Annotated in this window: 28 protein-coding genes; 8 read left to right on the forward strand and 20 right to left on the reverse strand. The window is 68.9% G+C overall.

All coding sequences use genetic code 11. The annotated features are described in order from the left end of the window. Positions 1 to 83: 83 nt before the first annotated feature. The 6 genes from E2651_RS21590 to E2651_RS21615 all read right to left on the reverse strand — a co-directional run bounded on the left by E2651_RS21590 (position 84) and on the right by E2651_RS21615 (position 5,413). Positions 84 to 701, reverse strand: a complete 618-nt coding sequence (locus E2651_RS21590) for a TetR/AcrR family transcriptional regulator (RefSeq protein WP_135332863.1) — start codon at positions 699 to 701, stop codon at positions 84 to 86. A gap of 204 nt (positions 702 to 905) precedes the next feature. After that, a complete protein-coding gene (locus E2651_RS21595; RefSeq protein WP_135332838.1) occupies positions 906 to 2,261 on the reverse strand; it encodes a dicarboxylate/amino acid:cation symporter in 1,356 nt (451 codons plus the stop codon). Positions 2,262 to 2,710: 449 nt separating this feature from the next. Then, a complete protein-coding gene (locus E2651_RS21600) occupies positions 2,711 to 3,001 on the reverse strand; it encodes a DUF4229 domain-containing protein (protein WP_135332839.1) in 291 nt (96 codons plus the stop codon). Between the two features lie 93 nt (positions 3,002 to 3,094). Next, positions 3,095 to 3,619 carry a GNAT family N-acetyltransferase gene (locus tag E2651_RS21605; protein WP_135332840.1) on the reverse strand — a complete coding sequence of 175 codons (525 nt, stop codon included), beginning with the start codon at positions 3,617 to 3,619 and terminating at the stop codon, positions 3,095 to 3,097. A gap of 114 nt (positions 3,620 to 3,733) precedes the next feature. Beyond that, a complete protein-coding gene (gene mqnE / locus E2651_RS21610) occupies positions 3,734 to 4,897 on the reverse strand; it encodes an aminofutalosine synthase MqnE (protein ID WP_135332841.1) in 1,164 nt (387 codons plus the stop codon). A 57-nt stretch (positions 4,898 to 4,954) separates the two neighbouring features. Then, positions 4,955 to 5,413, reverse strand: coding sequence for an Lrp/AsnC family transcriptional regulator (locus tag E2651_RS21615; protein ID WP_135332842.1), 459 nt, complete (start codon positions 5,411 to 5,413; stop codon positions 4,955 to 4,957). Between the two features lie 132 nt (positions 5,414 to 5,545). Here E2651_RS21615 and E2651_RS45965 point away from each other — a divergent pair, with 132 nt between their 5' ends. Continuing rightward, positions 5,546 to 5,674: a hypothetical protein gene (locus E2651_RS45965; RefSeq protein ID WP_280922802.1), complete on the forward strand. Its 129-nt coding sequence runs from the start codon at positions 5,546 to 5,548 to the stop codon at positions 5,672 to 5,674. Here the strand turns inward: E2651_RS45965 and E2651_RS21620 are convergent. Genes E2651_RS21620 through E2651_RS21630 form a run of 3 tightly spaced genes read right to left on the reverse strand, consistent with a single transcriptional unit; the run spans position 5,671 to position 8,730 of the window. After that, positions 5,671 to 6,345, reverse strand: coding sequence for a UbiX family flavin prenyltransferase (locus E2651_RS21620; RefSeq protein WP_135332843.1), 675 nt, complete (start codon positions 6,343 to 6,345; stop codon positions 5,671 to 5,673). The two genes, E2651_RS45965 and E2651_RS21620, sit on opposite strands and share 4 nt — an antisense overlap. Positions 6,346 to 6,354: 9 nt before the next feature. Continuing rightward, entirely contained in the window at positions 6,355 to 7,278 is a 924-nt protein-coding gene (mqnP, locus tag E2651_RS21625; RefSeq protein ID WP_135332844.1) for a menaquinone biosynthesis prenyltransferase MqnP, read from the reverse strand. Then, positions 7,279 to 8,730, reverse strand: a complete 1,452-nt coding sequence (locus tag E2651_RS21630; protein ID WP_135332845.1) for a menaquinone biosynthesis decarboxylase — start codon at positions 8,728 to 8,730, stop codon at positions 7,279 to 7,281. Between the two features lie 89 nt (positions 8,731 to 8,819). Between E2651_RS21630 and E2651_RS21635 the strand changes: the two genes are divergently transcribed. Together E2651_RS21635 and E2651_RS21640 are read left to right on the forward strand one after the other, a co-directional pair. Next, on the forward strand, positions 8,820 to 9,143 hold the full coding sequence (locus E2651_RS21635; protein ID WP_135332846.1) for a PLD nuclease N-terminal domain-containing protein: 324 nt from the start codon (positions 8,820 to 8,822) through the stop codon (positions 9,141 to 9,143). Then, positions 9,143 to 10,099, forward strand: coding sequence for a LysR family transcriptional regulator (locus tag E2651_RS21640; protein ID WP_135332847.1), 957 nt, complete (start codon positions 9,143 to 9,145; stop codon positions 10,097 to 10,099). The genes E2651_RS21635 and E2651_RS21640 overlap by 1 nt, the downstream gene beginning before the upstream one ends. Here the strand turns inward: E2651_RS21640 and E2651_RS21645 are convergent. Then, on the reverse strand, positions 10,044 to 10,961 hold the full coding sequence (locus E2651_RS21645; RefSeq protein ID WP_135332848.1) for a DMT family transporter: 918 nt from the start codon (positions 10,959 to 10,961) through the stop codon (positions 10,044 to 10,046). The genes E2651_RS21640 and E2651_RS21645 overlap by 56 nt on opposite strands. Before the next feature lie 121 nt (positions 10,962 to 11,082). On the opposite strand from E2651_RS21645, the gene E2651_RS21650 reads away from it, so the two are divergent. Continuing rightward, the gene (locus E2651_RS21650; protein ID WP_135332849.1) at positions 11,083 to 11,532 is read left to right on the forward strand and encodes a nucleoside deaminase; all 450 of its coding nucleotides are present in this window, start codon (positions 11,083 to 11,085) and stop codon (positions 11,530 to 11,532) included. 86 nt (positions 11,533 to 11,618) lie between these two features. Continuing rightward, positions 11,619 to 12,587 carry a phospholipase gene (locus E2651_RS21655; RefSeq protein ID WP_209446210.1) on the forward strand — a complete coding sequence of 323 codons (969 nt, stop codon included), beginning with the start codon at positions 11,619 to 11,621 and terminating at the stop codon, positions 12,585 to 12,587. Between the two features lie 28 nt (positions 12,588 to 12,615). On the opposite strand, the gene E2651_RS21660 is transcribed toward E2651_RS21655, so the two are convergent. The 10 genes from E2651_RS21660 to hemL all read right to left on the reverse strand — a co-directional run bounded on the left by E2651_RS21660 (position 12,616) and on the right by hemL (position 22,774). Next, positions 12,616 to 13,137: an SRPBCC domain-containing protein gene (locus E2651_RS21660; protein ID WP_135332850.1), complete on the reverse strand. Its 522-nt coding sequence runs from the start codon at positions 13,135 to 13,137 to the stop codon at positions 12,616 to 12,618. A gap of 86 nt (positions 13,138 to 13,223) precedes the next feature. Beyond that, a complete protein-coding gene (locus tag E2651_RS21665) occupies positions 13,224 to 14,168 on the reverse strand; it encodes a CU044_5270 family protein (protein WP_135332851.1) in 945 nt (314 codons plus the stop codon). Next, the gene (locus E2651_RS21670) at positions 14,165 to 14,794 is read right to left on the reverse strand and encodes an RNA polymerase sigma factor (protein WP_135332852.1); all 630 of its coding nucleotides are present in this window, start codon (positions 14,792 to 14,794) and stop codon (positions 14,165 to 14,167) included. The genes E2651_RS21665 and E2651_RS21670 overlap by 4 nt, the downstream gene beginning before the upstream one ends. A gap of 109 nt (positions 14,795 to 14,903) precedes the next feature. Then, a complete protein-coding gene (gene ccsB / locus E2651_RS21675) occupies positions 14,904 to 16,010 on the reverse strand; it encodes a c-type cytochrome biogenesis protein CcsB (RefSeq protein WP_135332853.1) in 1,107 nt (368 codons plus the stop codon). Then, positions 16,007 to 17,797, reverse strand: a complete 1,791-nt coding sequence (locus E2651_RS21680; protein WP_135332854.1) for a cytochrome c biogenesis protein ResB — start codon at positions 17,795 to 17,797, stop codon at positions 16,007 to 16,009. Before E2651_RS21680 ends, ccsB begins: the two co-directional genes overlap by 4 nt. A 3-nt stretch (positions 17,798 to 17,800) precedes the next feature. After that, positions 17,801 to 18,568 (reverse strand): cytochrome c biogenesis protein CcdA, encoded by a 768-nt coding sequence (locus E2651_RS21685; protein ID WP_135332864.1) that lies wholly within the window; start codon positions 18,566 to 18,568, stop codon positions 17,801 to 17,803. 10 nt (positions 18,569 to 18,578) lie between these two features. Further along, complete coding sequence (locus E2651_RS21690; protein ID WP_135332855.1) at positions 18,579 to 19,208, reverse strand: TlpA disulfide reductase family protein; 630 nt, start codon at positions 19,206 to 19,208, stop codon at positions 18,579 to 18,581. A 66-nt stretch (positions 19,209 to 19,274) separates the two neighbouring features. Continuing rightward, on the reverse strand, positions 19,275 to 20,507 hold the full coding sequence (locus E2651_RS21695) for a hypothetical protein (RefSeq protein WP_135332856.1): 1,233 nt from the start codon (positions 20,505 to 20,507) through the stop codon (positions 19,275 to 19,277). A 252-nt stretch (positions 20,508 to 20,759) separates the two neighbouring features. Next, a complete protein-coding gene (locus E2651_RS21700) occupies positions 20,760 to 21,452 on the reverse strand; it encodes a histidine phosphatase family protein (protein WP_135332857.1) in 693 nt (230 codons plus the stop codon). Continuing rightward, the gene (hemL, locus tag E2651_RS21705) at positions 21,449 to 22,774 is read right to left on the reverse strand and encodes a glutamate-1-semialdehyde 2,1-aminomutase (protein ID WP_135332858.1); all 1,326 of its coding nucleotides are present in this window, start codon (positions 22,772 to 22,774) and stop codon (positions 21,449 to 21,451) included. Before hemL ends, E2651_RS21700 begins: the two co-directional genes overlap by 4 nt. A 331-nt stretch (positions 22,775 to 23,105) precedes the next feature. Here hemL and E2651_RS21715 point away from each other — a divergent pair, with 331 nt between their 5' ends. The 3 genes from E2651_RS21715 (at position 23,106) to E2651_RS21725 (ending at position 25,415) form a co-directional block, all read left to right on the forward strand. Next, positions 23,106 to 23,546 carry a hypothetical protein gene (locus E2651_RS21715; RefSeq protein WP_135332860.1) on the forward strand — a complete coding sequence of 147 codons (441 nt, stop codon included), beginning with the start codon at positions 23,106 to 23,108 and terminating at the stop codon, positions 23,544 to 23,546. Between the two features lie 307 nt (positions 23,547 to 23,853). After that, positions 23,854 to 24,777: a trypsin-like peptidase domain-containing protein gene (locus E2651_RS21720; protein WP_167828851.1), complete on the forward strand. Its 924-nt coding sequence runs from the start codon at positions 23,854 to 23,856 to the stop codon at positions 24,775 to 24,777. Then, positions 24,774 to 25,415, forward strand: a complete 642-nt coding sequence (locus tag E2651_RS21725) for a hypothetical protein (RefSeq protein WP_135332862.1) — start codon at positions 24,774 to 24,776, stop codon at positions 25,413 to 25,415. The genes E2651_RS21720 and E2651_RS21725 overlap by 4 nt, the downstream gene beginning before the upstream one ends. Positions 25,416 to 25,425 lie beyond the last annotated feature (10 nt).

Raw genomic sequence — 25,425 nt, forward strand, 5'->3', positions numbered from 1 at the left:
CCTTCGAACTGCGCTCCCCCACCGGCACCATCCATGCCACCGGCACCATCCACCTCACCGGCACCGTCACCGCCACACCCCCACTACCCCCCGGGTGACCACCGGCGTCCCTGCATCAGATCCCCGAGCCCGGCCCACGCGAAGTTCATCAGCGTCGCCGCGGCCTCCTTCTCGGAGACGGACGCGTCCTCGTTGGCCCAGCCCGCCAGCGACTCCGCCGCGCCCACCAACGCCTGGGCGAGCCCCGCCACTTCACGCTCGGCCAGGGCCGGATTCCCGTGCGCCTCCCGCGCCGCCTCCGCGATCAGGGACGTGACGAAAGTCAGGATCTCCTCGCGCATGACGGCGACTTCGGCGGCGAACGGCTCCCCGTGCGTCCGCGCCTGCTGGTGCAGCACCGCCCACGCGTCGGGCCGCTCGGCGGTGTGCGTGAAGAAGGCCCGCAGCCCGGCCCACAACTGCCGGTCGGCGGGCCCACCGCCGCTCACCCCGCGCCGCACGGCGGCGACGAGCGCAGCCGCCTCCCGCCTGATGCACGCGGTGAACAGCTCTTCCTTGGAGTTCAGATAGAGATAGACGAGCGGCTTCGAGACCCCGGCGACCTCAGCGATCTCATCCATGGACGCGGCACGGTAACCACGCTGCCCGAAGATCCGCACGGCGGCGTCCAGCATCTGCTGCTCCCGCACGGCCCGCGGCATCCGCTTCTGCCGCTTCCCGGCCGCTCCGGGAACCCTGTCCCCTCCAGCCACCCCGGCCTTCACTTCGCCCACCCCCGGCCGCCCGCCTTCCACACAACTTGTGCACAGATGGCCCAGCCTACGGTCAGCCCCGAACAACCACCGCGCCCCGCCCCCGGAAAGATCCGGGAACGGGGCGCGGCAGCGGGAACGAGCCGGGGGACATCAGGCGGCGGCGGGCACCGCCTGCGGCTGGTCCATGGTCCCGTCGAAGTCGTCGAGCGGCGAAGCCGACGCGTTCTCGTACGCCTCGCGGTCGAGGATCTTCTCGCGGGCCGCGACGATCACCGGCACCAGCGCCTGACCGGCCACATTCGTAGCCGTTCGCATCATGTCCAGGACCGGGTCGATGGCGAGCAGCAGGCCCACGCCCTCCATCGGGAGGCCCAGCGTCGACAGGGTCAGGGTCAGCATGACCGTGGCGCCCGTCAGACCGGCGGTGGCGGCGGAGCCGACGACCGACACGAAGGCGATCAGGAGGTACTCCTTGATGCCCATCTGCACGTCGAAGATCTGCGCGACGAAGATCGCGGCGATCGCCGGGTAGATCGCGGCGCAGCCGTCCATCTTGGTCGTGGCGCCGAACGGCACCGCGAAGGACGTGTACTCCTTCGGCACGCCGAGGCGCTCGGTGACCTTCTGGGTGACCGGCATGGTGCCGACCGAGGAGCGGGAGACGAAGGCCAGCTGGATCGCGGGCCAGGCGCCCTTGAAGAACTGCAGCGGGTTGACCTTGGCGACGAACGCGAGCAGCAGCGGGTAGACGCCGAACATCACCAGGGCGCAGCCGATGTAGATGTCGGCGGTGAACGTCGCGTACTTGGAGATCAGGTCCCAGCCGTAGTCGGCGATGGCGAAGCCGATGAGGCCGATGGTGCCGATCGGGGAGAGCTTGATGACCCACCAGAGGGCCTTCTGGAGCAGGGCGAGGACCGACTCGCTCAGGTCCAGGATCGGCTGGGCCTTGTCGCCGATCTTCAGTACGGCGATACCGGCGACGGCGGCCATGAAGACGATCTGCAGGACGTTGAGGTCGGTGAACGGCGTGACGACGTCCGTCGGGATGATCCCCGTGAGGAAGTCGATCCACGAGCCCGCGTCGTCCGGCTTGGCGCCGTCCTTCGGGGTGAGGCCGGTGCCGGCGCCGGGGTTCGTGATGAGGCCGATCGCGAGGCCGATGACGACCGCGATCAGCGAGGTGATCATGAACCAGACCAGCGTCTGGGAGGCGAGCCGCGCCGCGTTGTTGACCTTACGCAGGTTGGTGATCGACACCAGGATGGCGAAGAAGACGAGCGGGGCGACCGCCAGCTTCAGCAGCCCGATGAAGGTGCTGCCCACCTTGTCCAGGGTGGTGACCAGCCAGGAGATGTCCTGGCTGCGGGCGAGCCAGCCGAGCAGGACGCCGATGACCAGACCGCCGAGGATCTGGGCCCAGAAGGGGATCTTGGGTATCCGGAAGCCGGACTTCGGCTTCTCGGCCGACGGTGACGCCGGGGATACGGGGGAGTTCGCGGACACGGACACACTCCGGGTAATGGCAGGGGACGTGAGGGAGCGGCGACCGCGAGGGGTCAGACGGAACGGCCGTAACGGCGCCGCTGCAGTGCAGATGTCACTTCGTGCTTGTCGCTCGCGCTGTGCTCGCTCGCGCTGTTCAACGACGGCAACGACAGGCCGCGGACATGCAGCGGCAGAGATCGACATGCAGGCGCGCCACGAGCGGAACGCTCATGGGGACGTGGGGCGCGGCTGCTGTCTTCATGCCGAACACGTTAACACTTGAACTTTGGGAACATCAAAGGTCTTGTTTGAGGCTAGGGCAGCCAATCAGAGGCTGGCTACCCCCTGAAACGCACAAAACCCCGGTTCCGGAGCGGGTCGCTCCGGAACCGGGGCCGAGATCTGTGTGACGAACCTTACGGGGACCTTACGAGGGCTTACGAGGGCTTACGAGGCCCTGCGAGGCCTTACGACTGGGCGCGGGCCGCGTCGTCGGCGAGGTCCTCCTGCGAGCGGTTCGCCTCGAGGTTGACCTTGGTCCGCTCCATGCGCTCGACGACCTGGATCGAGGCCCGGTCGCGCTCCTTGCGCAGCACCACGAAGCTGATGGGCGCGGAGACGACGAGTGCGAGCAGCAGCACCCAGAGGAGGTTGGAGTCCCCGAGGCCCTTCGGCAGGACCTCTGCATAGACAAGTCCCCAGACCGCGAAAAAGCAGCCCGCGAAGATCCCGAGGCGCATCAGCGTGTAGCGGAGCATGTCAATCCACTCTTCCGTTCCGAAATGGGCCCGAGTAGGACGAGCCCCTCCAGTGAAGCATGGGAGGGGTCGCACCGAGCAAGGGGGTGAGCCTCAGCCGAGCGGGAGCAGCATCATGATGTCCTCGCGGTCGTCGCCGGGCGCGACGCGGATCGCGTCGGGCACCCGTCCGACCTCCTTGTATCCGCAGGACGCGTAGAAGCGGTCGACGCCGGTGCCGCCCCGGCAGGTCAGCCGGACCGCCTCGATCCCGTCGAGCCCGCGGGCGGCGTCGGCCACGGCGGCCATCAGGTCCCGTCCGTATCCCTTGCCCTGGTGGCGGGGGTGCACCATCACGGTGTACAGCCAGATCCAGTGCGTCATCAGCCGGTGCGTGTTGTGGGCGAGGAAGGCGGTCGCCGCGACGGCGCCGTCCTCGTCGAACCCCACGAGGAGCCGTGCGCGGCCCTCGGCCATCGCGGCCAGATGCCGGACGAACTCCGGACGTATCTCGTCGGGGGACGCCGGCGGCACGAATCCGACGGCACCACCGGCATCGGTCACATCGGCCCAGAGCGCGAGAACCCCGTCACGCAGGGCGGGGTCGATCTCCGGATCCAACCGAAAAGTAAGTGCCATCGGGCAAGATTAACCATTACCACCAGCCCGCCTCAACCCCCTTCCGCATGCCGGACAACGCAGCGAGCCCCGGCCTCAAGGCCGGGGCTCGCGCACGGTTCAAGAAAAGACGGCTCAGACCCGCATCGCCTGCGGCGTCTCCCGGAGCGACAGATCCGGTCCGTCGTACTCACGGATCGCCTCGTACCGCGTATTGCGCTCCACGGGGCGGAAGCCCGCCTCGCGGATGAGGTCGAGGAGGTCCTCCCGCGTCAGCTTGTTCGGCGTGCCGAAGTCGTCCGCGTCGTGCGTGATCTTGTACTCGACGACCGAGCCGTCCATGTCGTCCGCGCCGTGCTGCAGCGCGAGCTGCGTGGTCTGCAGACCGTGCATGACCCAGAAGACCTTGACGTGCGGGACGTTGTCGAAGAGCAGCCGGGAGACCGCGAAGGTCTTCAGGGCCTCCGCGCCCGATGCCATCGTCGTACGCGCCTGGAGGCGGTTGCGGACCTTGCCGTCCTTCATGTCCACGAAGTCGTGCTGGTAGCGCAGCGGGATGAAGACCTGGAAACCGCCGGTCTCGTCCTGGAGTTCACGCAGCCGGAGCACGTGGTCCACGCGGTGGCGCGGCTCCTCGATGTGGCCGTACAGCATCGTGCACGGGGTCTTCAGACCCTTCTCGTGCGCGAGGCGGTGGATGCGCGACCAGTCCTCCCAGTGGGTGCGGTGGTCGACGATGTGCTGACGCACCTCCCAGTCGAAGATCTCCGCGCCGCCGCCGGTGAGGGACTCCAGGCCCGCCTCGATCAGCTCGTCGAGGATGTCGGAGGCCGACATGCCCGAGATCGTCTCGAAGTGGTGGATCTCCGTGGCCGTGAAGGCCTTCAGGGAGACGCTCGGGAGCGCCTTCTTGAGCTCGCTCAGGGAGCGCGGGTAGTACCGCCACGGCAGGTTGGGGTGCAGGCCGTTGACGATGTGCAGCTCGGTGAGGTTCTCGCCCTCCATCGCCTTGGCGAGGCGGACGGCCTCCTCGATGCGCATCGTGTACGCGTCCTTCTCGCCCGGCTTGCGCTGGAACGAGCAGTAGGCGCAGGACGCGGTGCACACGTTCGTCATGTTGAGGTGACGGTTGACGTTGAAGTGCACGACGTCGCCGTTCTTGCGCGTGCGCACCTCGTGGGCGAGACCGCCGAGCCAGGCCAGGTCGTCCGACTCGTAGAGCGCGATGCCGTCCTCGCGGGACAGTCGCTCACCGGCCCGGACCTTCTGCTCCAGCTCGCGCTTCAGCCCCGCGTCCATACCCGGCCGCCTCTCCAATGTCTACGTAAATCAGGCCTCGCCCACGGTACGCCTACGTCACTGGACCTCTTCGGGCAGCTCCCCGACCCGGTTCTCCCACTTCGTGGAGAGCACGATCGTCGTACGCGTCCTGGAGACGCCCTTCGTGCCGCTCAGCCTGCGGATCGTCTTCTCCAGGCCGTCCACGTCGCTGGCCCTGACCTTGAGCATGTACGAGTCGTCGCCCGCGATGAACCAGCAGTCCTCGATCTCGTGCAGGTCCTTCAGGCGGCGCGCCACGTCCTCGTGGTCGGCGGCGTCCGAGAGCGAGATGCCGATGAGGGCGATGACCCCGAGGCCGAGCGAGGCGGAGTCGACTGTCGCGCGGTAGCCGGTGATGACACCCGCCGCTTCGAGGCGGTTGATCCGGTCCGTGACGCTCGGGCCGGAGAGGCCGACGAGGCGGCCGAGTTCGGCGTACGAGGCCCTGCCGTTCTCCCGCAGGGCCTGGATGAGCTGCCTGTCCACGGCGTCCATAGGTGCGATGCCTTTCATTATTCAGCGATACCGCGAGTCTATGTGTAGAATCTAAGGTGCAACAGGGTCAACGCCCTGTGAATCTTTCCCAATTTCAGCAGATCAACGACGATCCTTCAGGAGTGAGTCACCGTGTACTCGATCGAGATGGCCTACGCCCGGATGCGCGAGCTTCAGGACCTGGCCAACCGCTCGCGTGCCCATCAGACCGCCGCGCCCAAGGGCGAGCGCCGCACGAAGCGCGCCGCCAAGAAGCGCTAATCCCCCCGAGGGCCGGAGCCCAGCTCTCCCTCCCATCGGCGGTACAGGCTGTGCGGCACTCCCGCCGCATCCAGCACCCGCCCGGCGACGAAGTCCACCAGATCCTGGATGTGTGTCGCCCCCGCGTAGAACGCCGGAGAGGCGGGCAGCACGACAGCGCCCGCCTCGTCCAGGCTCACCAGGTGCTTCAGTGTCTGCCCGTTCAGCGGCGTCTCGCGTACGCAGACGACAAGGCGGCGCCCTTCCTTGAGCGTCACGCTCGCCGACCGCTGCAGCAGGTCCTTCGAGAGGCCAAGGGCCACCCCCGCCACGCACGCCGTGGACGCGGGCACGATCAGCATCCCCTTGGTCGGGTACGACCCGGACGAGGGACCGGCGGCCAGATCACCGGGCGACCAGTACCGCACGTCGTCCACCGGCACGTCGAACGTCCCCGGCTTCCCGTCGGCGCCACGGCCCAGCCACTCGTGCAGATCGTCCTGCCAGTGCGCGTCCCGGAAGGCGATGCCCGTCTCGTCGAGCACGGTCAGGCGCGAGGCCCGCGAGACGACCAGGTCCACGCTCTCCCCGGCCGCCAGCAACGCGCGCAGCACAGCTGCGGCATACGGGGTCCCCGAGGCGCCGGACACCCCCACGATCCAAGGCTTACGCCGCGTCTCTCCTGGGTTCACACTGCGAGCCTAGACGGTGAGACCACGCACCAGCAGATCGAGCAGCGCGCAGCCGAACAACGCGACGCCGATGAAGCCGTTGACCTGGAAGAAGGCGCGGTTCAACCGGGACAGGTCATGGGGCTTAACGATCGAGTGCTCGTAGACGAACGCACCGGCGACGACCGCGATCCCGAGCCAGAAGAACCCGCCCGCGTCGGTGGACGCCGCGTACCAGACGAACAGCGCCGTGGTCAGCAGGTGGCAGCCGCGCGCACCCCAGACGGCGGCCGGGATGCCGAAGCGCGCGGGCACCGACAGGACGCCCACCTCGCGGTCCGTCTCCACGTCCTGGCAGGCGTAGATCAGGTCGAAGCCGCCGATCCACACGCCGACGGCGAGCCCGAGGATCACCGCCTGCCCGGACCACTCCCCCGTGATCGCGATCCAGGCGCCGACCGGGCCCATCGCCTGGGCGATGCCGAGGATCGCCTGCGGGAAGTTGGTGAACCGCTTGCCGTACGGATAGACCACCATCGGGATCACCGCGATCGGCGCGAGCGCCAGGCACAGCGGGTTGAGCAGCGCGGCCGAGCCGAGGAACACGACGAGCGCGATCAGCGCGCCGGTCCACGCGGACTTCACCGAGACGGCGCCCGTGACGAGTTCGCGGTGGGCGGTGCGCGGGTTGCGGGCGTCGATCTCGCGGTCGATGATCCGGTTCGCCGCCATGGCGAACGTCCGCAGGCCGACCATGCAGATGGTCACCAGGAGCAGCCGCCCCCAGTGGATGTTCTCGTCCCACTGGTACATCGCGGTCAGGGACGCGATGTACGCGAAGGGCAGCGCGAAGACCGAGTGCTCGATCATGACGAGGCGCAGGAAGGCCCTGACCTTGCCGGGCGGCGCGGGCTCCGGGCCGAAGAGATCCGGGGTCGCTGAATCAGCACTCATCTAGAGCCCGTACTCCTTCCAGCGGCGGTCGACCTTCGACGCCGTCTCCGGGTCGGACTCGACCATGTTCGGCCAGCCCCCGTCCCGTACGTATCCCTCTTCGGGCAGCTTCTTCGTCGCGTCGATGCCCGCCTTGCCGCCCCAGAACTGCTGGTAGGAGGCGTGGTCGAGATGGTCGACGGGACCTTCTGCCACCGTCAGGTCGCGTGCGTAGTCGGTGTTGCCGAGCGCGCGCCAGGACACTTCGTGCAGGTCATGGACGTCGCAATCCTTGTCCACGACCACGATCAGTTTGGTCAGCGACATCATGTGCGCACCCCAGATGGCGTGCATGACCTTCTGCGCGTGCTTCGGGTACTTCTTGTCGATCGAGACGATCGCGCAGTTGTGGAAGCCGCCGGACTCGGGCAGGTGGTAGTCCACGATGTCCGGGACGATGACCTTGAGGAGGGGCAGGAAGAAACGCTCGGTGGCGCGGCCCAGGGGCCCGTCCTCCGTCGGCGGCCTGCCCACCACGATCGACTGGAGCAGCGGACGCTTGCGCATCGTCACGCAGTCGATCTTCAGGGCGGGGAAGTCCTCCTGCGGCGTGTAGAACCCGGTGTGGTCGCCGAAGGGGCCCTCCGGGAGCATCTCGCCGGGCTCGAGCCAGCCCTCGATGACGACCTCGGCGTTCGCCGGGACCTGGAGCGGGACGGTCTTGCAGTCGACCATCTCGACGCGCTTGCCCTGGATGAATCCGGCCAGCATGTACTCGTCCATGTCGCCGGGCAGCGGGGCCGTCGACGCGTACGTGACCGCCGGCGGGCAGCCGAAGGCGATCGCGACGGGCAGCTTCTCGCCCCTGCGGGCGGCCACCTGGTAGTGGTTGCGGCTGTCCTTGTGGATCTGCCAGTGCATGCCGATGGTGCGCTTGTCGTGGCGCTGCAGGCGGTAGAGGCCGAGGTTGCGGACGCCGGTGTCCGGGTCCTTGGTGTGGGTCAGGCCCAGGTTGAAGAAGGAGCCGCCGTCCTCGGGCCAGGTGAACAGCGCGGGCAGCTCGTCCAGGTCGACGTCGTCGCCGGTGAGGACCACTTCGTGTACGGGAGCGTCCTTCACCTTCTTCGGCGGTACGTGCGTCATGGCGCCGAGCTTCCCGAACGCCTCGCGCACACCGACGAAACCGTGCGGCAGCTCCGGCTTGAGGAGGCCGCCGATCTTGTCGCTGATCTCGCTGTACGACTTCAGGCCGAGCGCCTTCAGGAGGCGGCGGTCCGTCCCGTACACATTCATCGCGAGGGGCATCGCCGAGCCCTTGACGTTCTCGAAGAGAAGCGCGGGACCGCCGGACTTCTGCACCCGGTCGACGATCTCGCCGACCTCCAGATACGGGTCGACCTCGGCCTTGATGCGCTTGAGATCGCCCTCGCGCTCCAGAGCCCGGAGCAGGGAGCGAAGATCGTCATAAGCCATGCGTTCCAGTATCGGTCACCGGCTACCCTGGCCCCGTCACCGGGGCCCTTTCGCCGCCCTTCCTTCGTCGCTTGGGGAATCGCGCAACCATGCTCAGGTATCTGCCGTTCCTGCTGGTCCTCGCGGTGTGGATCTACGCCTTCATCGACGTCCTGAACACTCCGGAGAAGGAGGTCAGGCATCTGCCGAAGGTGGTGTGGGTCATCATCGTGCTGCTCTTCGGCGAAGTGCTGCTCGGGCCGATCGCCTGGTTCGTCACGGGCAAGGTGCGCCGGCCCGCGGGCGGCGGCGGTTCGGTACGCGGCGGGCGCGGCGGGCAGTGGGTGGCGCCGGACGACAACCCCGAGTTCCTGAAGTCGCTGCGGGACGAGGGCCCCGACGAGAAGAACAAGGACAGGGGCAGCGAGGGCTGATGGAACTACGGCTGCTGATCACCTTCGAGAAGGTCGCGACCGTACTGAGCTTCACGCAGGCCGCCGCCGAGCTGAAGTACGCCCAGTCCAGCGTCACCAGCCAGATCCGCTCCCTGGAGTCCTCGCTCGGCGCCGAGCTCTTCGACCGGCTCGGCAGCCGGATCCGCCTCACGGCGGCGGGCGAACGCCTGCTGCCCTACGCGCGGCAGATCATCGAGCTCGCGGACGAGGCGCGGGCGGCGGTCGTCGACGCCGGGGAGCCGAGCGGCGCGATCGCGGTCGGCACGATGGAGTCCCTGACCTCCTACCGCCTTCCGCCGCTCCTCGAGCTCTTCCACCACCGCTACCCGAAGGTGCAGCTGTCGCTGCGGCCCACCCTCGGCGACGAGACGCGGCAGGCGCTGCGTCAGGGAACGTACGACGTGGGATTCCTGATGGAGCGGGAGACCGAACATCAGGGCCTGGAGACCGAGGTGCTCGCGGAGGAGCCGCTGGTGCTCGTCTGCTCGCCGACGCATCCGCTGGCGGTGCACGGGGCCGGTTCGCACGGGGCCGGTTCGCACGGGGCCGGCTCGCACGGGGCCGGTTCGCTCGCCACGGGTGATCTGGCGGCGGTCCAGCTGGTCGGTACGGAGCCGGGCTGCCCGTACCGCGACCTCTTCGAGGACGAGCTGCGCGAGCGCAACGGCGCCCCACCGCCCTTCATGGAGTTCGGCACGATCGAGGCCACCAAGCGGGGGGTCGCCGGTGGCCTCGGGGTGGCGCTGCTGCCGCGGATGGCGGTGCGGGACGAGCTGGCCTCGGGGGTGCTCGTCGCACTGCCGTGGGAGCCGCCGTTCGTACTGCACACGCAGCTTGCGTGGCGGACGGGGAAGCGGCTCCCGGCCCATGTGCGGCTGTTCATCGAGCAGACGGTGCGGCTGGTGCGGGAGCAGGCCGCGGAGCCGGTGAACTGACCACGGTCTTCGACGACTTGGCGCGGTTGATCTTCAGGCTCGCGAGCACGATCAGCGGGACGCCGAGCGCCTGGACGATCCCGATGTGGTGCCCGTAGACGGCCCAGTCGGCGACCATCGCGACCGCCGGGTAGGTGAACGCGAGCACGGCGATCTTCGCGGTGGGGAGCTTGGCGTACGCCGCGTACATCAGGACGTACATCAGACCGGTGTGGATGACGCCGAGCCCGATCAGCCAGCCCCAGCCCGCGCCCGTGCCGCTCATCGCGCCGAAGTCGGCGAAGGGCAGCAACAGCGGGATGCCGACGAGGACTTGGACGAGGGCGATGAGGTGGGGGCGTACCCCGGTGACGCGCTTGGTGACGAGCGTGGAGAGGCCGTAGAGGAGGGCCGCGAGGAGCGCGAAGCCGATGCCGGTGAGCGAGCCGAGGTCGCCGGGCCGCACCCCGGAGACGAGCACGAGCCCCGCGAACGCGGCGCCCAGCCACCCCAGTTGATGCTTGGTCAGCCGCTCGCGGAAGATGACGGCGCTCATCAGGACCAGCAGGAACGGCTGGGTGTGGTAGACGACGGTGGCCAGCGAGATCGAGGTCTCCTCGTACGCCTTGAAGAGGAACACCCAGTTGAAGACGATGAACGCCCCGCCCAGCGCGGCGAGTCCGAGCTTCTTCGGGGTGAGGCCGTGGTTCTTGAAGTAGCCGCGGGCGAACGCGTACGCCCCGAGAGCGAGGGCGCCGAACAGGACGCGGAAGAAGACGACGTTGAAGGCCGACGCGCCGGACTCGACGACGAAGATCCCGAGGGTGCCGGAGAGCATCATCGCGGCGGTGAGCTGGGCCGTGCCCTTGTTCTCTGAGGTCATGCCCATGAAGCTACGAGCGGGCGTATGCCCTGGTCCACGAGCCAGTGGGGCGTCCTGCCGATGGGGTCATCGGCGGGGACGATGGGTCCGACGAACGGTGTGTACGACGAAGGGTGTGTACATGGATCAGGCACAGGCCCGCGCATGGCTCGCGACCGCCGTCGAGGAGGCCCGGCGGGGGCTCGCGGAGGGCGGCATCCCGATCGGCGCCGCGCTGTACGGCGCCGACGGCACGCTGCTCGGGCGCGGGCACAACCGGCGTGTCCAGGACGACGATCCGTCCATGCACGCGGAGACGGCGGCGTTTCGCGATGCCGGACGGCAGCGCACGTATCGGGGCACGACGATGGTGACGACCCTGTCTCCCTGCTGGTACTGCAGCGGCCTGGTACGGCAGTTCGGGATCTCGCGGGTCGTCGTGGGCGAGGCGGAGACGTTCCACGGCGGGCACGACTGGCTGGCCGAGCACGGCGTGGAGATCGTCGTCCTCGACGATCCGGAGTGCGTGACGTTGATGAAGGAGTTCATCGCGGCGCGTCCGGAGTTGTGGAACGAGGACATCGGGGAGTAGCGGCCATCGTTCAATTACCCCCGGGTAACTTGACGTACAGTGCTGCACCCAGCACCCAGCCCAGGCAACAGATAGGACCCGTCCTCATGGCCGCCGCCCCACGCCGCCTTCGCGCCGTACTGCTCCCGCTGGCCCTGGTCGTCTCCGCGGCGACCCTTGGCACCGGAGCCGCCACGGCCGCGCCGAACACCGCCGAGCAGCGCCCCACCTGGGCCATCGCCCACCGGGTGCTGACCACGGGCGGAGTGACCAAGGCGCTCGGGAACGGGGCCAACGCGCTGGAGATCGACGCCACGGCCTGGCGCAAGGGCTGGTGGGCGGACCACGACGGCACCCTCACCAGCGCCGGCGACACCATGTCGGACATGTTCGACCAGATCGCGAAGGAGCACGACGGCGGACGTCACGCCTCCTTCGTCTGGCTGGACATGAAGAACCCCGACTGGTGCGACAGCGGCGACCCCGAGTGGCGCCACTGCTCGGTGGCCGCACTGCGGGACATGGCGCGCGAGAAGCTGGAGAGCAGGGGCATCCGCGTGCTCTACGGCTTCTACGGCACGGAGGGCGGCAGCGGCTGGAAGAACGCCCTGGGTGACCTGAACTCCAAGGAAGCGGTCAGCTACAGCGGCGCCTACGCCGACGTCCGGGACGGCTTCGCCGAGCACGGGCCGAACATCCCCGGCAACCAGCGCGTCATGGACAACGGCCTGTTCAGCATGGCCCTGAAGTTCGGCAGCATCCGGCAGGAGCTGGAGGCCGCCAGGAAGCCCCGGGACGCCGGAGAGCTCGCGCAGACCGTCGGCTGGACGGTGGGCAAGGGCGACCGGGACCGCGCCGCCACCCTGCTCGACTCCGCCGACGGGAGCGCCGCCGTGGACAGCCTGATCTACGGCAACCGGATGTCGTGCTACCCGGACGGCGTCAGCGGCGTGAAGGGCTGCGGCACCGACGACAGCGGGGTGCGGGAGTCGCTCTCGTACATCACGGACTACGTGAAGGCCCACCCGGAGACCCGCCGCATGGCCACGCCGAAGGACATCCCCTTCGGCAGCTGATCACGGTGGGGTGATCACGGTGGGGTGATCACCCCTGTGCGTACTGCTCGCGCAGCTCGCGCCACCGGTCCAGGCTCCACGTCGACCAGTCCTTCGGGTGGCCGTCGAGCGCGTCGGCGAGGAACTCGAAGTGGTTGTGCCAGCCCGCCAGGCAGTCGAGGCGCAGCTCGTCGTCGCCGGTGAACTCGTTGGTGAAGCGGACGGTCGTGCCGGTCTTCGCGTCGGCCGGCTCGAGGTGGAAGCGGCAGCGTCCGTGCAGGTCGATCGTGTACTCGGCGACGTGCTCGAGGTCCCAGGCGGTGATGTGCCCGGAGTGGCTCGCCGCCTCGTCTCCGTTGAGCCAGCGCAGCGTGACCGCGCCGCCGAGCCGGGGCTCCAGCACGTCGGCGGCGGCCAGCCACCCCGGAAGTCCCTCCGGGCTGGCGACCGCCGCCCAGACCTTCTCCACAGGGTGGGGAAGGTGGAGCTCGTAGTGCAGGTGCTGGGTCGGCCCCCCAGTACCGGTGGAGCCCTCCGTCCGGCTTGTGCCCTGCCCGATCCTCGCGTTCATGGCACAAGCCTGGCCCGGTACGTCCCGTTCCGCACCCTCTGCGACTGCCTACAGGGCTGCTTACGGACGCTGCTTACGGACGCTGCTTACGGGCGCTGGCCCGCCTTGTCGACGACCGTGCGCTCCAGGACCGCGTTGCGGCCGATCACATCACCCTTCTTCGGGCCGTACGGCAGATCCTCGACCGCGACCTGCCGCTCCCCGAGGAACTGCTTCGTCTCCTTGTCGAAGATCAGCTCCTGACGCTCCCCCTCGTCCTCGCGCGCGATGGCGACGCCGTGCCGCCCCTCGGCGTCCACCGCGTCGTCGATCAGCTTGACCCCGGGGATCTTCGAAGCCGCGAGGTAGAGCGCGGCCGCCTGCTTGGGCGGCATCAGCGACTCGTACGAGAGGTCGCCGACGAGCACGAAGGTGGCCTGGTCCTCGCTGGAGCTGCCGTCGCTCTCCTTGTGGAGCCAGTCCAGCATGTTGACGGGGTCGGTCGGCAGCTTCTCCAGGTTGCGGTAGTTGGTGTCGGACGGCATGGGCGCCCCCTCCACCTTCAGGACCTCGTTGTCGAAGCCGTTGGCGGGCTCGTGCAGCAGGTCGTCGTGCTTGCCGTCCACCGAGAGCCAGAACTCGCGCTGGTGCACGGGATCGAGCTTGGCGGGCTTGCCCTCCTCCTGCTCCAAGTAGCCTCCCTTGCTCTTGATGTACACGTACTGGTCGTCGCGGATGCCCTTGGGCACGGGCTGCTTCTTCGCCGCCGCGGCAATGTCCTCCAACATCCGCACGGTCTCCTCCGACGGCGCGGCCTGCGCCGACTGGCCGCCGAACGGCGAGGCGACCAGCACGCCCGCCGCGACGGACGCGACCACCGCTCCCGCGATGAGCGCGGGGCGGAACCAGCGCTTGGAGGTCTTCTTCGGCGAAGCCGCGGACGCGGACGCGGTCTCGGTCTCGGTCTCGTTCTGCCGGATCTCGGTCAACAGGTGCTCCCTGAGCAGGTGATGACGGCCCGGCGGAAGGTCGCGCTCGGGAAATTCGCTCATCGGTTTCCCTCCCTGATGGGCCTGACCGCGGTGGTGCGGTCATCTCTCATCTGTCCGCGCCCGGAAGGCGGTTCCATATGTTTCGCGAGTTTTGTACGGGCTCTGGAGAGCCGGGAGCGCACGGTGCCGACAGGGATGCCGAGCGCGGCGGCCGCCGACGCGTAGTCGAGCCCCGACCACACGCACAGGGCGAGCACCTCACGCTCGGGACGGCGCAGGGCGTCGAGCGCCTTGCGTACGAGAGCGAGCTGCTCCTTGTCGTCGATGCGCCCGGCGACCTCGTCGGCGAAGTCCGCGACGGCCTCCGCCCGCGGCAGGCGCGCGACGGCCGCCGCGTGCCGCCGGGTCGCGCGCCGCGCGTTGCGTGTCACGTTCGTCGCGACGCCGAGCAGCCACGGCCGCAGCGAACCGCCCTCCACGTCGACCTTGCCGCGAAGGCGCCACGCCTCGAGGAAGGTCAGCGAGACGGTGTCCTCGGCCGCCGACCAGTCGCCGGTCAGCCGGTAGGCGTGGTTGTAGACGGAGCGCGCGTACGCGTCGAAGAGCTCACCGAAGGCGTCCGCGTCACCGTCCCTGATGCGGACGCGTAAGGCTCTCCGGTGTGCCTGAAGTTCCCCCTGATTCATCTCCACGCCCCTTATCTGTCCGTACGACGAAGGCCGGTTCCCATGGCCTGGATCACAGGGATCACAGGTCACGGGAACCGGCCTCAAGAGGCAACGGCGGTACGGGGGTTCAGACCCCGGCGTACGAGTGCTTGCCGGTGACGAAGATGTTCACGCCGTAGTAGTTGAACAGCCAGCAGCCGAAGGCGATCAGGGCCAGGTAGGCGGCCTTGCGGCCCTTCCATCCGGCCGTCGCGCGGGCGTGCAGGTAGCAGGCGTAGGCGACCCAGGTGATGAAGGACCAGACCTCCTTGGGGTCCCAGCCCCAGTAGCGGCCCCACGCGTCGCCCGCCCAGATCGCGCCCGCGATGATCGTGAACGTCCACAGCGGGAAGACGGCGGCGTTCACGCGGTAGGAGAACTTGTCCAGGGTGGCCGCGGCGGGCAGCCGCTCCAGGACGGAGGTCGCGAAGCGGCCGGGCTGACCGCCGCCCGACAGCTTGTTCTCGTAGGAGTCGCGGAAGAGGTACAGGATCGTCGAGACCGCGCCGACGTAGAACACCGCACCGCAGAAGATCGCGGTGGAGACGTGGATCCACAGCCAGTACGAGTGAAGGGCGGGAACCAACTGGTCGCTGGCGGTGTACAAGACAGTGACGGCGAGACCGAGATCGAGGAGGACCGAGGTGATCAGCGGAAGGCCCAGCCAGCGCACGTTCTTCTTCAGCGCGAGCAGTGAGAGGTACACACCCACGGCCATGGTGGAGAAGGTGATGTTGAACTCGTACATGTTGCCCCAGGGCGCCCGCTCCACCGACATGGCGCGGGTGAGCACACCCCCGAACTCCACGAGGAAGCCGAGCACGGTGAGGGACACGGCGATACGGCCGTAGAGATCGCCCTTCTCGTCACCGGCCGCCGCACCGGGGCCGTCCGGCACATCGCGTGATCCGGTCACGGACCGGGTGACGACCTTGGGGGCCGCCTTCGGCCGCTCGAGGACGGCGGTGCCGCCCTTGGCCTTGACGGTGACCGCGGGCGCCTTGGCGGCGGCCTCGGGCTCGGCGGTCAGCGCGGCGGCCGTGCGGCCGACCTTGCTGCGGCTGCCGAGGATCCACTCTGCCATGTGCGCGAAGAAGGCAAGGAGGTAGACGGCCATCGCGGAGTAGATCAGCACATTGCTGATGCTCGCGAGGTTCTCGTTCGGTTCGGCGGCGAGGGTGGTGGCGAGATTCACTTCTCAGCCCCTTCGGCAGGAACAACATCGGGGGTGGGGTCGGAATGGTCGGGATCGGGCGCGCCCGGCGCCTTTTCATGAAGGCGTGCGGCGAGTTCGGCCAGTTCTTCGGGCAGCTTCGCGGACTCGCTGCGGCCGAGCCCGGCCATCTCGACGACGGTGACGCCGTCGGCGCCCCGCACGGCCCGCACCCACACGCGGCGGCGCTGGAGGAACAGCGAGCCGGCGAGCCCGACGATGGCGCAGACCGCCCCGACGAGCGCCCACATGCTGCCGGGCTGCTGGGAGATCTGGAAGGTGGCCCAGTGCTTGATGTCCTTCTCGAAGGTGATCGAGCCGGCACCGTTCGGGAGCTTCATCGTCTCGCCGGGCCGCATCCGCTGCTTCAGCAGATCGCCCTTGGAGTCCTCGAACTTCGTCATCTTGCTGGTGTCCAGCTGGTACACGTTCTGCGGCAGACCCGAGTCGACGCCGAGGCTTCCGTGGTACGCGGACAGCGCGAGCACGGGATAGTCCAGGGCGGGGAACTGGGAGAACATGTTGCCCTTGCCGGTGCCCGCGAACGTCGGGACGAAGAAGGCGTTGAAGCCGAGCTGCTCCTTCTTCCCGTTCTTGTCGCGGTAGCCGTCGAGCACCTTGATGGCGCCGGTGGCGGTGCCGTTCGAGTCGATCGGAAGCAGCGGCACGGACGCCTTGTAGACGACCTTGCCCTTGCTGTCGCGGACGGTGACGGTCGGGGCGTAGCCCTGGCCGAGGAGGTAGACCTTCGAGCCGTCGACTTCGAGCGGCTTGTTGACCTCGATGTAGCTCTTCTTCTCGGCGCCGTCCGCGCCCTCGCTGTAGGTGACGTTCGCCCGGTAGTCGCGGGCCGTGCCGCGCTCGGGGCCCGACCGCTCGAACGACGACTCGAAGCTGTCCAGCTTGAAGCTGAACGGCGCCAGCTCGTCGGTGTCGAAGAGGCTGCCGGACTTGAAGTTGTCGTACTGGGTGAGGGTGTTGGAGAACCCGTCGCCCTGGACGACGAGCTTGCCGCCCTCGGACTTGAACAGCGCGCCGACGGCGAAGGCCACCAGGAGCACGATCAGCGAGAGGTGGAAGAAGAGGTTGCCGGCCTCGCGCAGATAGCCCTTCTCCGCGGCGACGGAAGCCTCGGCGGCACCCTGCCCGCCCGTGGTGTGCGCACGGAAGCGGCGCCCCTTGAGGAGCTTCAGAGCGGCCTCGTGCACCTGCTCGGGCTCGGCCTCGGTGCGCCAGGTGGTGTACGCGGGCAGCCGCTCGAGGCGCTTGGGGGCGCCCGGCGGGCGGCCGCGCAGCTGACCGACGAACTGCCAGGTGCGGGGCACGATGCAGCCGATGAGGGAGACGAAGAGCAGGATGTAGATCGCCGAGAACCACACGGAGCTGTAGACGTCGAACAGCTGGAACTTCTCGTAGATCGGCGCGAGCGTGGTGTGCGCCTTCTTGAAGTCCTGGACCTTCAGCTCGTCGATGCTGGTCTGCGGGATCAGCGAGCCGGGGATCGCGCCGAGCGAGAGCAGCAGGAGCAGCAGCAGCGCGACCCGCATGGAGGTCAGCTGCCGCCACATCCAGCGCACCCAGCCGACGACTTCGCGGCCCGCCCAGGCCAGCGAGCCCGCGGCACCGGGTGCGCGCTTGCCGCCGAAGGAGCCGGGCATCAGCCGGTCCACGGGGGCGGTGGACAGCTGGGCGCCCGCGGCTCCCAGGTCCTGCGTGCCGTCGTCCGTGGCTTTGGTGCTCGTCTTGGTGCTCGTCTTCGTGTCGCTCATGGATCAGATCCCCACCGTGTAGCCGTTGGACCAGACCTGCATCTGCTGCACGATGCCGTCCCACACGCCGGTGACGAGGAGCAGTCCGGTCGCGATCATCATGATGCCGCCGATGCGCATCACCCAGACGTAATGCTTCTTCACCCAGCTGAACGCGCCGAGCGCCTTGCGGAAGGCGATGGCCGCGAGGATGAAGGGGACGCCGAGTCCCAGGCAGTACGCGACGCTCAGTATGGCCCCGCGGCCCGCGCTCGCCTGGTCGAGGGCCAGGGTGTTGACGGACGTGAGGGTCGGTCCGACGCAGGGCGCCCAGCCCACGGCGAACAGCGCGCCCAGTATCGGAGCTCCCGCGAGCCCGGCGGCGGGCTTCTTGTGGAAGCGGAACTCACGCTGGGACAGCCAGGGCATGAGCCCCATGAAGAAGATGCCGAGGACGATCATCAGCGCGCCGAGCACCTTGGTGATGACGTCCTGGTATTCCTGCAGATTCTGTCCGGCGTAGCCGAAGAGCGCGCCGGTGGAGACGAAGACGGCGGTGAAGCCGAGCACGAAGAGCCCGGCGCCGGCGGCCATGCGCCCCCGCTTGGCCTCCGCGAGATCGGTGCCGCCGACCCCGGTGACGTACGAGAGATAGCCCGGCACGAGCGGCAGTACGCACGGCGAGAAGAAGGAGACGAGACCGCCGAGGAGGGCGACGGGCAGCGCGAGCAGGAGCGCCCCGTTCATCACGGTCTGGTTCGGTTCACCGACGGCGGCGGCGAGGTGAGACATCACGAGGACATCACTTCTCCGCGATCAGCGGGTCGATCATCTTGCGCAGCTTCTTCTCGTTCAGCGGCTGCTGCGAGCGTGCCGCGACCTTCCCGTCCCGGTCGATGACGATCGTGGAGGGGATGTAGTTCGGGTTCAGCGTGCCCTTGGGGAAGCGCAGCATCAGCTTGCCCATCGGGTCGTGCAGGCTCGGGTAGGGGACCTTGTAGTCCTTCTCGAAGGCGAGGGCGGGGCCCTTGTCGTTGTCGCGGGTGTTGATCCCGACGAACTGCACGCCCTCGTCCTTGGTGGCGCCTGCGACCTTCACGAAGTTCGGCGCCTCGGCCCGGCAGGGCGGGCACCAGGAACCCCAGACGTTGAGGACGACGACCTTGCCCTTGTAGTCGTCGAGGTTCAGCCGCTCGCCCTCGAGGGTCTCGCCCTCGATCTTCGGGCCGTCCGTGCGCTCCCCCTTGCCGAGGGTGGCGATGCCGTCGGAGCCGGTGACGAAGTTCGTGTTCCCGGACCCTCCCGACGTACCTCCGGAGCCGCACGCCGACAGAGTCAGCGCGGCGACCGCGGCCCCAGCGCCCAGAAGGGCGGCGCGGCTGCGGCTACGACTGCGGTTCGTGCTGTGGGGGGCGCGGCAGGCGGCACTCATGTGAAAAGTTTCGCATGTCTGTTTCGGGGATCTTCCGCACCCCCCGCAGTAGCGGAAAGTCCCATTTCAGGCGGCCTTTCCCAGCCCCTTCCAACCGCCGGAGGGAAGCTGCCCGACGTCGAGGCCCTGGAGTTCGGCGAGCACCTTGGGGTCCTGGACGTCGAGCCAGTCGACGAACTGCCGGAAGGAGACGAGGCGTACGTCCTTCTTCCCGGCCATGTGCTTGAGGGCTTCCTCGACGGCATCCATGTAGATGCCGCCGTTCCACTCCTCGAAGTGGTTGCCGATGAAGAACGGCGCGCGGTTGGTCTCGTAGGCCCGCTTGAACCCGGCGATATAGGCCTCGGTCGCCTGCTTGCGCCAGCCCGGGTAGTTGGCCGGCGGCGCCTTCGTGGAGTTCTGCGACTGGTTGGCGAGGATGTTGTAGTCCATCGAGAGGACCTCGAAGGAGTGCCCGGGGAACGGCACGGCCTGCAGCGGCAGATCCCAGATCCCCAGCTTCTTCTCGGGCCAGCGCTGACGGCCGCCGGGCGATGAGGCGTCATAGCGCCAGCCGAGCTTCTTCGCCGTCGGCAGCAGATTGTCCTGGCCGAGGAGGCAGGGCGTGCGGCCGCCGATGAGTTCCTTGTCGTAGTCGAAGGGCAGCGGCGGCAGATCGGTCCAGCCGGTATTGGTGCGCCATTCCTTGACGAAGGACGTCGCCTGGTCGATCTCGTCCTGCCATTGCGCGGGCGTCCAGTTGGCGACGCTGCCGGTTCCGCCGCAGAAGTGCCCGTTGAAGTGCGTGCCGATCTCATGGCCCTCGAGCCAGGCCTGGCGGACGTACTTGAGGGTCTCCTTGATGTGGCCGTCGGTGAGATAGCCGATGTCGGATGCGCCCACGGAATTGTTCGGCGGACGGTAGAGACGCTTCTTCGATTCGGGCAGCAGATAGAGCCCGGAGAGGAAGAACGTCATCCGCGCGTCATAGTCCTCGGCCAGTTTCAGGAAACGCGGGAAGAGACCGTTGCCGACCTCGCCCGCACCGTCCCAGGAGAAGATCACGAACTGCGGGGGCGTCTGCCCCGGCTCCAGCGGAACGGGCTTGGCGGGCTGCCGGGGCTGCTGCCCGGTAAAAGCCGTCGAACCGTCACCGATCGGCTTCGCCGAAGGCTTCTCGCCGCCGGTGCCCCCGCCCTTGGCGGAACCCGCGGAATGGCTGTCGCCGCCTGCGCCGCCGGCGCCACAGCCCGCCATTCCCAAAGCGGCCGCGGCACCGGCCCCGAGGCCCAGCATTCCCCTGCGACTGATGTCGCGCATTCCATCCCCTGTTCGTCGCACCCTCGGCCCGTCCATGCAGGTCACGCAGGACGGACGACCCGTTAGAGGACGCGAAGAACAGAGGGGTTCCGGCAACTAGGCATATATTTGGTGCCTTTTACCAAGAACGGACATACAGTCGTGAACCCATTACCCGGCGTAGGCGCCCCGTAGGGGCGCGGGGAACTGCGCGACAAGCCACAACGCCGCCGCAGACGAACGACGACACATCACGCCAATTCCAGCGGAGCGCTACGCTCCGAACGCCTTGCCCTTCCCCTTCACCGGCTTGGCGCCCGCGAGGAGATGCGCGGGGACGAGATCCCGCGCGGGCTCCGTGTACCCCACCGACACGATCTTGTCGCCGCGGTACGTGAACGTCGTCAGCGAGGCGAGCGTGCACTGCCGCTTGCGCGGGTCGTGCCAGAGGCGCCGCTTCTCCACGAAGCTGCGCACGATCCAGATCGGCAGCTGGTGGCTGACGCACACCGCCTCATGCCCGCGGGCCGCGTCCTTCGCCGCGTCCAGGGCACCCATCATCCGCACGACCTGCTCGACGTACGGCTCGCCCCAGGACGGCTTGAAGGGGTTGACCAGGTGCTTCCAGTTCTCCGGCTTCTTCAGCGCGCCGTCGCCGACGCCGAAGGTCTTGCCCTGGAAGACATTGCCCGCCTCGATGAGCCGGCCGTCCGTCGCGAGGTCGAGGCCGTGCACCTTGGCGATCGGCATGGCCGTCTCCTGGGCGCGGTCCAGCGGAGAGGCGACGACATGCGTGATGTCGCGGGACGCGAGGTGCTCGGCGACCCGGTCGGCCATCTGCCGGCCGAGCTCGGAGAGGTGGTAGTCGGGAAGGCGTCCGTAGAGGATGCCTTCCGGGTTGTGCACCTCGCCGTGGCGCATCACGTGGACGACGGTGAGCTCGTCGCCCGGTGCCGTACCGCTCATGCGGTGACCTCCGTAGCTTCCGCGGCCGCGCGCGCGGCGCCCGGCAGGGCGGCGGCGATCCGCTCGATCGCCCGCTCGTCGTGGGCGGTGGACACAAACCAGGACTCGAACGCCGACGGCGGCAGATACACGCCCTGCGACAGCATCGAGTGGAAGAAGGCGGTGAAGCGGAACGACTCCTGCTTCTTCGCGTCGTCGTAGTTCCGCACTTCACGCTCGGTGAAGAAGACGGAGAACATGTTCGACGCGTTCTGCAGCCGGTGCGCGACGCCCTCCTTGGTGAGCGCCTCGGTCACGAGTCCGCGCAGCTGCTCGGATACGGCGTCGACCTTCGCGTACGCGGCGTCGTCGAGGAGCCGCAGCTGCGCGAGGCCCGCGGCCGTCGCGATGGGGTTACCGGACAGCGTGCCCGCCTGGTAGACCGGCCCGACGGGCGCGAGGTGCGCCATGACATCGGCGCGACCACCGAAAGCGGCGGCCGGGAAGCCGCCGCCCATGACCTTGCCGAAGGTCATCAGGTCGGGGCGCACACCGTCGACCCCGTACCAACCGGCCTTCGACGTGCGGAAGCCCGTCATGACCTCGTCGGAGATGTAGAGAGCGCCGTTCTTGGCGCACGCGGTCTTGAGGCCTTCGTTGAAGCCCGGCCGCGGCGGCACCACGCCCATGTTGCCCGGCGACGCCTCGGTGATCACGCACGCGATCTCTCCGGGGTACCGGTGGAAGACCTCGTGCACCGCTTCGAGATCGTTGTACGGGACGACGATGGTGTCGCCCGCCTGGGCGCCGGTGACGCCGGGGGTGTCCGGAAGACCGAGCGTCGCGACACCGGAACCGGCGGCGGCGAGCAGGGCATCGACATGGCCGTGGTAGCACCCGGCGAACTTGATGATCTTGGCGCGGCCGGTGAATCCGCGGGCGAGGCGGATCGCGGACATCGTCGCCTCGGTACCGCTCGAGACCAGCCGCACCTGCTCGACGGGCTCGATGCGGGCGACGATCTCCTCGGCGAGCGCGACCTCGCCCTCACCCGGGGTGCCGAAGGACGTGCCGCGCGCGACGGCCTCCTGGACGGCGGCGATCACATCGGGGTGGGAGTGGCCGAGGATCATCGGCCCCCACGAGCAGACGAGGTCGACGTACTCACGGCCGTCGGCGTCCGTCAGGTACGGACCGGTACCGGACACCATGAAGCGGGGCGTACCACCCACAGCGCGGAACGCGCGCACGGGAGAGTTCACACCGCCGGGCGTCACGGCCGCCGCACGGTCGAAAAGAGTCTGCGAAACTGGGGCGCTATACGGGAAGCTCACACGAGCCATGGTGTCAGAGGGTTCGGGCATCCTGCGGACAGGTGTTTCACCCCACGTTTTAGCGGGTGACCGTGGGGGAGGTCACTGACACGATGATCGGGTTGCGTGGCGGGGGCCTCGAGGCCTAGAAAAGCAGGGGCGGGGCGCCCTGGAAAAGCAGTCGGGTGGAGATATGCATCGCGGTGGCGGACTGGGCGAGGGGACCGACGGCCTGGGTCCCCGGCGTGCCCGGCGGATCGGCAAGCACCGGCGCGAGGCGGAAGCGGCCGACAAGCAGACACCACGGACGTCGGAGCTGGGCGATTCGGAGCAGGACCGGGCGGCAACCAGGAGTGGCCGGGTGGGCGGGGTGACGTACAAATACTTCGGAGCCCCGGACGGCGCGACCGCCGCCCGTGTGCCCATCTCGATGCGCCCCGAGGAGCTGGGCGGCGATGAGCTCGGCATGGGCGGCATGTTCACGAAGATCAAGCCGGAGACGGTGGCCGCGATGGTCCTGACCGGCATCGAGGGCATACCCCTGCACAAGGTCCCCCCGCTCGAACTGGTCGTCCTGCACCCCGACTACGCCGTGGTGAAGCTCCCCATGACGGTCGTCGACCCGCTGCGCGGCATCGGCGAGGAGTCGGTCGGCGCCGCGGCGTTCATCTGGTCCACGGTCCCCGACCGCGGCGGCCCGCGCGACGCGTTCAACGTGTACCAACTCCTGCACGAATGGCAGGACTTCAGCCACCGGCTGCATGACGCGGGGCATCAGGCGTACTGCCTTGTCTGGCCCTGAGGCCGTGACCCGCTCCGCCGGCTCGGCGGTCGCGAAACCCCTGTCGCGCGGTACGCCGCTCGCGTGCCGTCGGGCACCCGGACGTACTTCGATGATTCGTCCCGGACATCTCCGGTAAAGCTCCCGGATGCGCGTAGCCCGTGTATCGCGCGCCCGCGCTTCGTACGCTGGTTGCTGTGCGGAGCGTCTTCATCTGCGGAGCGTCCGACGACGGCTCCGCGCCGGGGGAAGGGACGTGGCAGTGGCCATGGGGGATACGGGAGTTGCGGCCTTAGGAAGGGTCCGCGTTCTGTCACCGCGCGGCGCCGTGCAGGGCGCCGGCATCCTGGTGATGCCGGGTGTCGTGCTGACCTGCGCCCATGTGGTGGCGTCGGCCGTCGGGGCGGGCAGGGACCGGCCGGAGGGCCCCGTTCTCATCGACGCCCCGGGCTGTCCGGACAGCCCGGCCGGTGAGGCGGGCGTCGCGCCGGGAGGGTGGTTCCCCGGCCCGCTGGCCGGGGGGTCGGACGGGGACCTCGCCGTCCTGCGCACCGACTGGTCGCCGCCCGACGACCTGCTGCCCGCGCGGGTCGGCCCGTGCGGCGATCCGGACCGCCGTGAGGTGAGCGCGTACGGCCATCCGCCGGGCGCACCCGACGGGTTGTGGTCATCGGCCCGCCTCGCGGGACGCGGCGGCCCACAGCGGGACTGGATCCAGATCGAGGGGCTCTCCGCGGCGGGCGCCCGGGTCGGCCACGGATTCAGCGGGGCCGGTGTCTGGGATCCGGCGGCGCGCCGGGTCATCGGAATGATCACCGCCGCCTATACCGACCAGCAGGCCAAGGTGGCCTGGATGCTCCCCCTGGAAGCCGCGGCGCGCATGTGGCCGCCGCTGTCCCCGATGGTGGAGTCTGCCGGGTCCGGCACGCAGCGGCGGGCACCGGAGCCGCCGTCCGACAAGGACCAGTTCGCCCTGGCCGACGCGCTCCTGAATGTGCCGCTGATCGAGGAGGACGGGGCGGCCGCACTGCGCCGCCTGCTGCCCACCCGCATCCGGCGCACCCTGCGCGGCAGCCCCCGCCTCCGGCTTCAGCTCTTCTACATCGTCCAGGGCTGCGCCGACCACCGCGGGGGCAGGCAGGCCCTGCTCGACGCCCTGCGCCTGCTTGACGACGAGTCGCAGCCCGCTATCGCCGCGCTCGACCTGTTCAAGGAGCTGTGGCCGACGACGCCCGGAGACGAGACCCCATGACGGCATCCCGGGGATCCTGGGGGCCACCCAAAATCCTCCTCGACGCGCTGGACGCCGTCCCGTCCTTCGAGGAGCCCGCGCTGCTCCACGAGTGCGCGCGCCAGGTGAGCCGTGCGCTCGGGGCCACCATCGCCGTGCAGGACAGCAGCCGCCGGCGCATCGCCTTGCTGTTCCTGCTCAAGGAAGTGATGCCCTACCCGGACGGCTTCCAGGTGCTCGGCACCGTCGTCTCGGCCCTGGAGGGCGAGACCCGCCACATGGCGCGGGTACGGACGGCCATCGCGCTGGCCGAGGTGCCCGTCTTCCCGCCCCACAGCTGGGAACGGCTGATGGCGCTGCTCAGCGGCCTGGAAGTGCTCGATGTCGTCGGCGCCTTCCAGGAGGCGCTCGGCCGTCATCCCGATCCGCTGCCGCCGCACTGCACGGAACCCTGGTCGGCGGTGCTGCACGCGGCCACGCTCAACGCCCGGCCCGGCGAACCGCTCCCGTGCGTGCTCCTCGTCGAGTTCTTCGCGCGTCACGCCAAGGGGCAGCAACAGCAGGAACTGCTCGACTGGGCGCTGGAGCACCGCCTGCGGCCCGAGTCGTACGTGGACGACGCCTGTACGCCCGTAACGCCCCCTCCCCCTGTCTCTTAAACACATCTGG

It is taken from the genome of Streptomyces sp. MZ04 (assembly GCF_004684775.1).
Classification (GTDB): Bacteria; Actinomycetota; Actinomycetes; order Streptomycetales; family Streptomycetaceae; genus Streptomyces.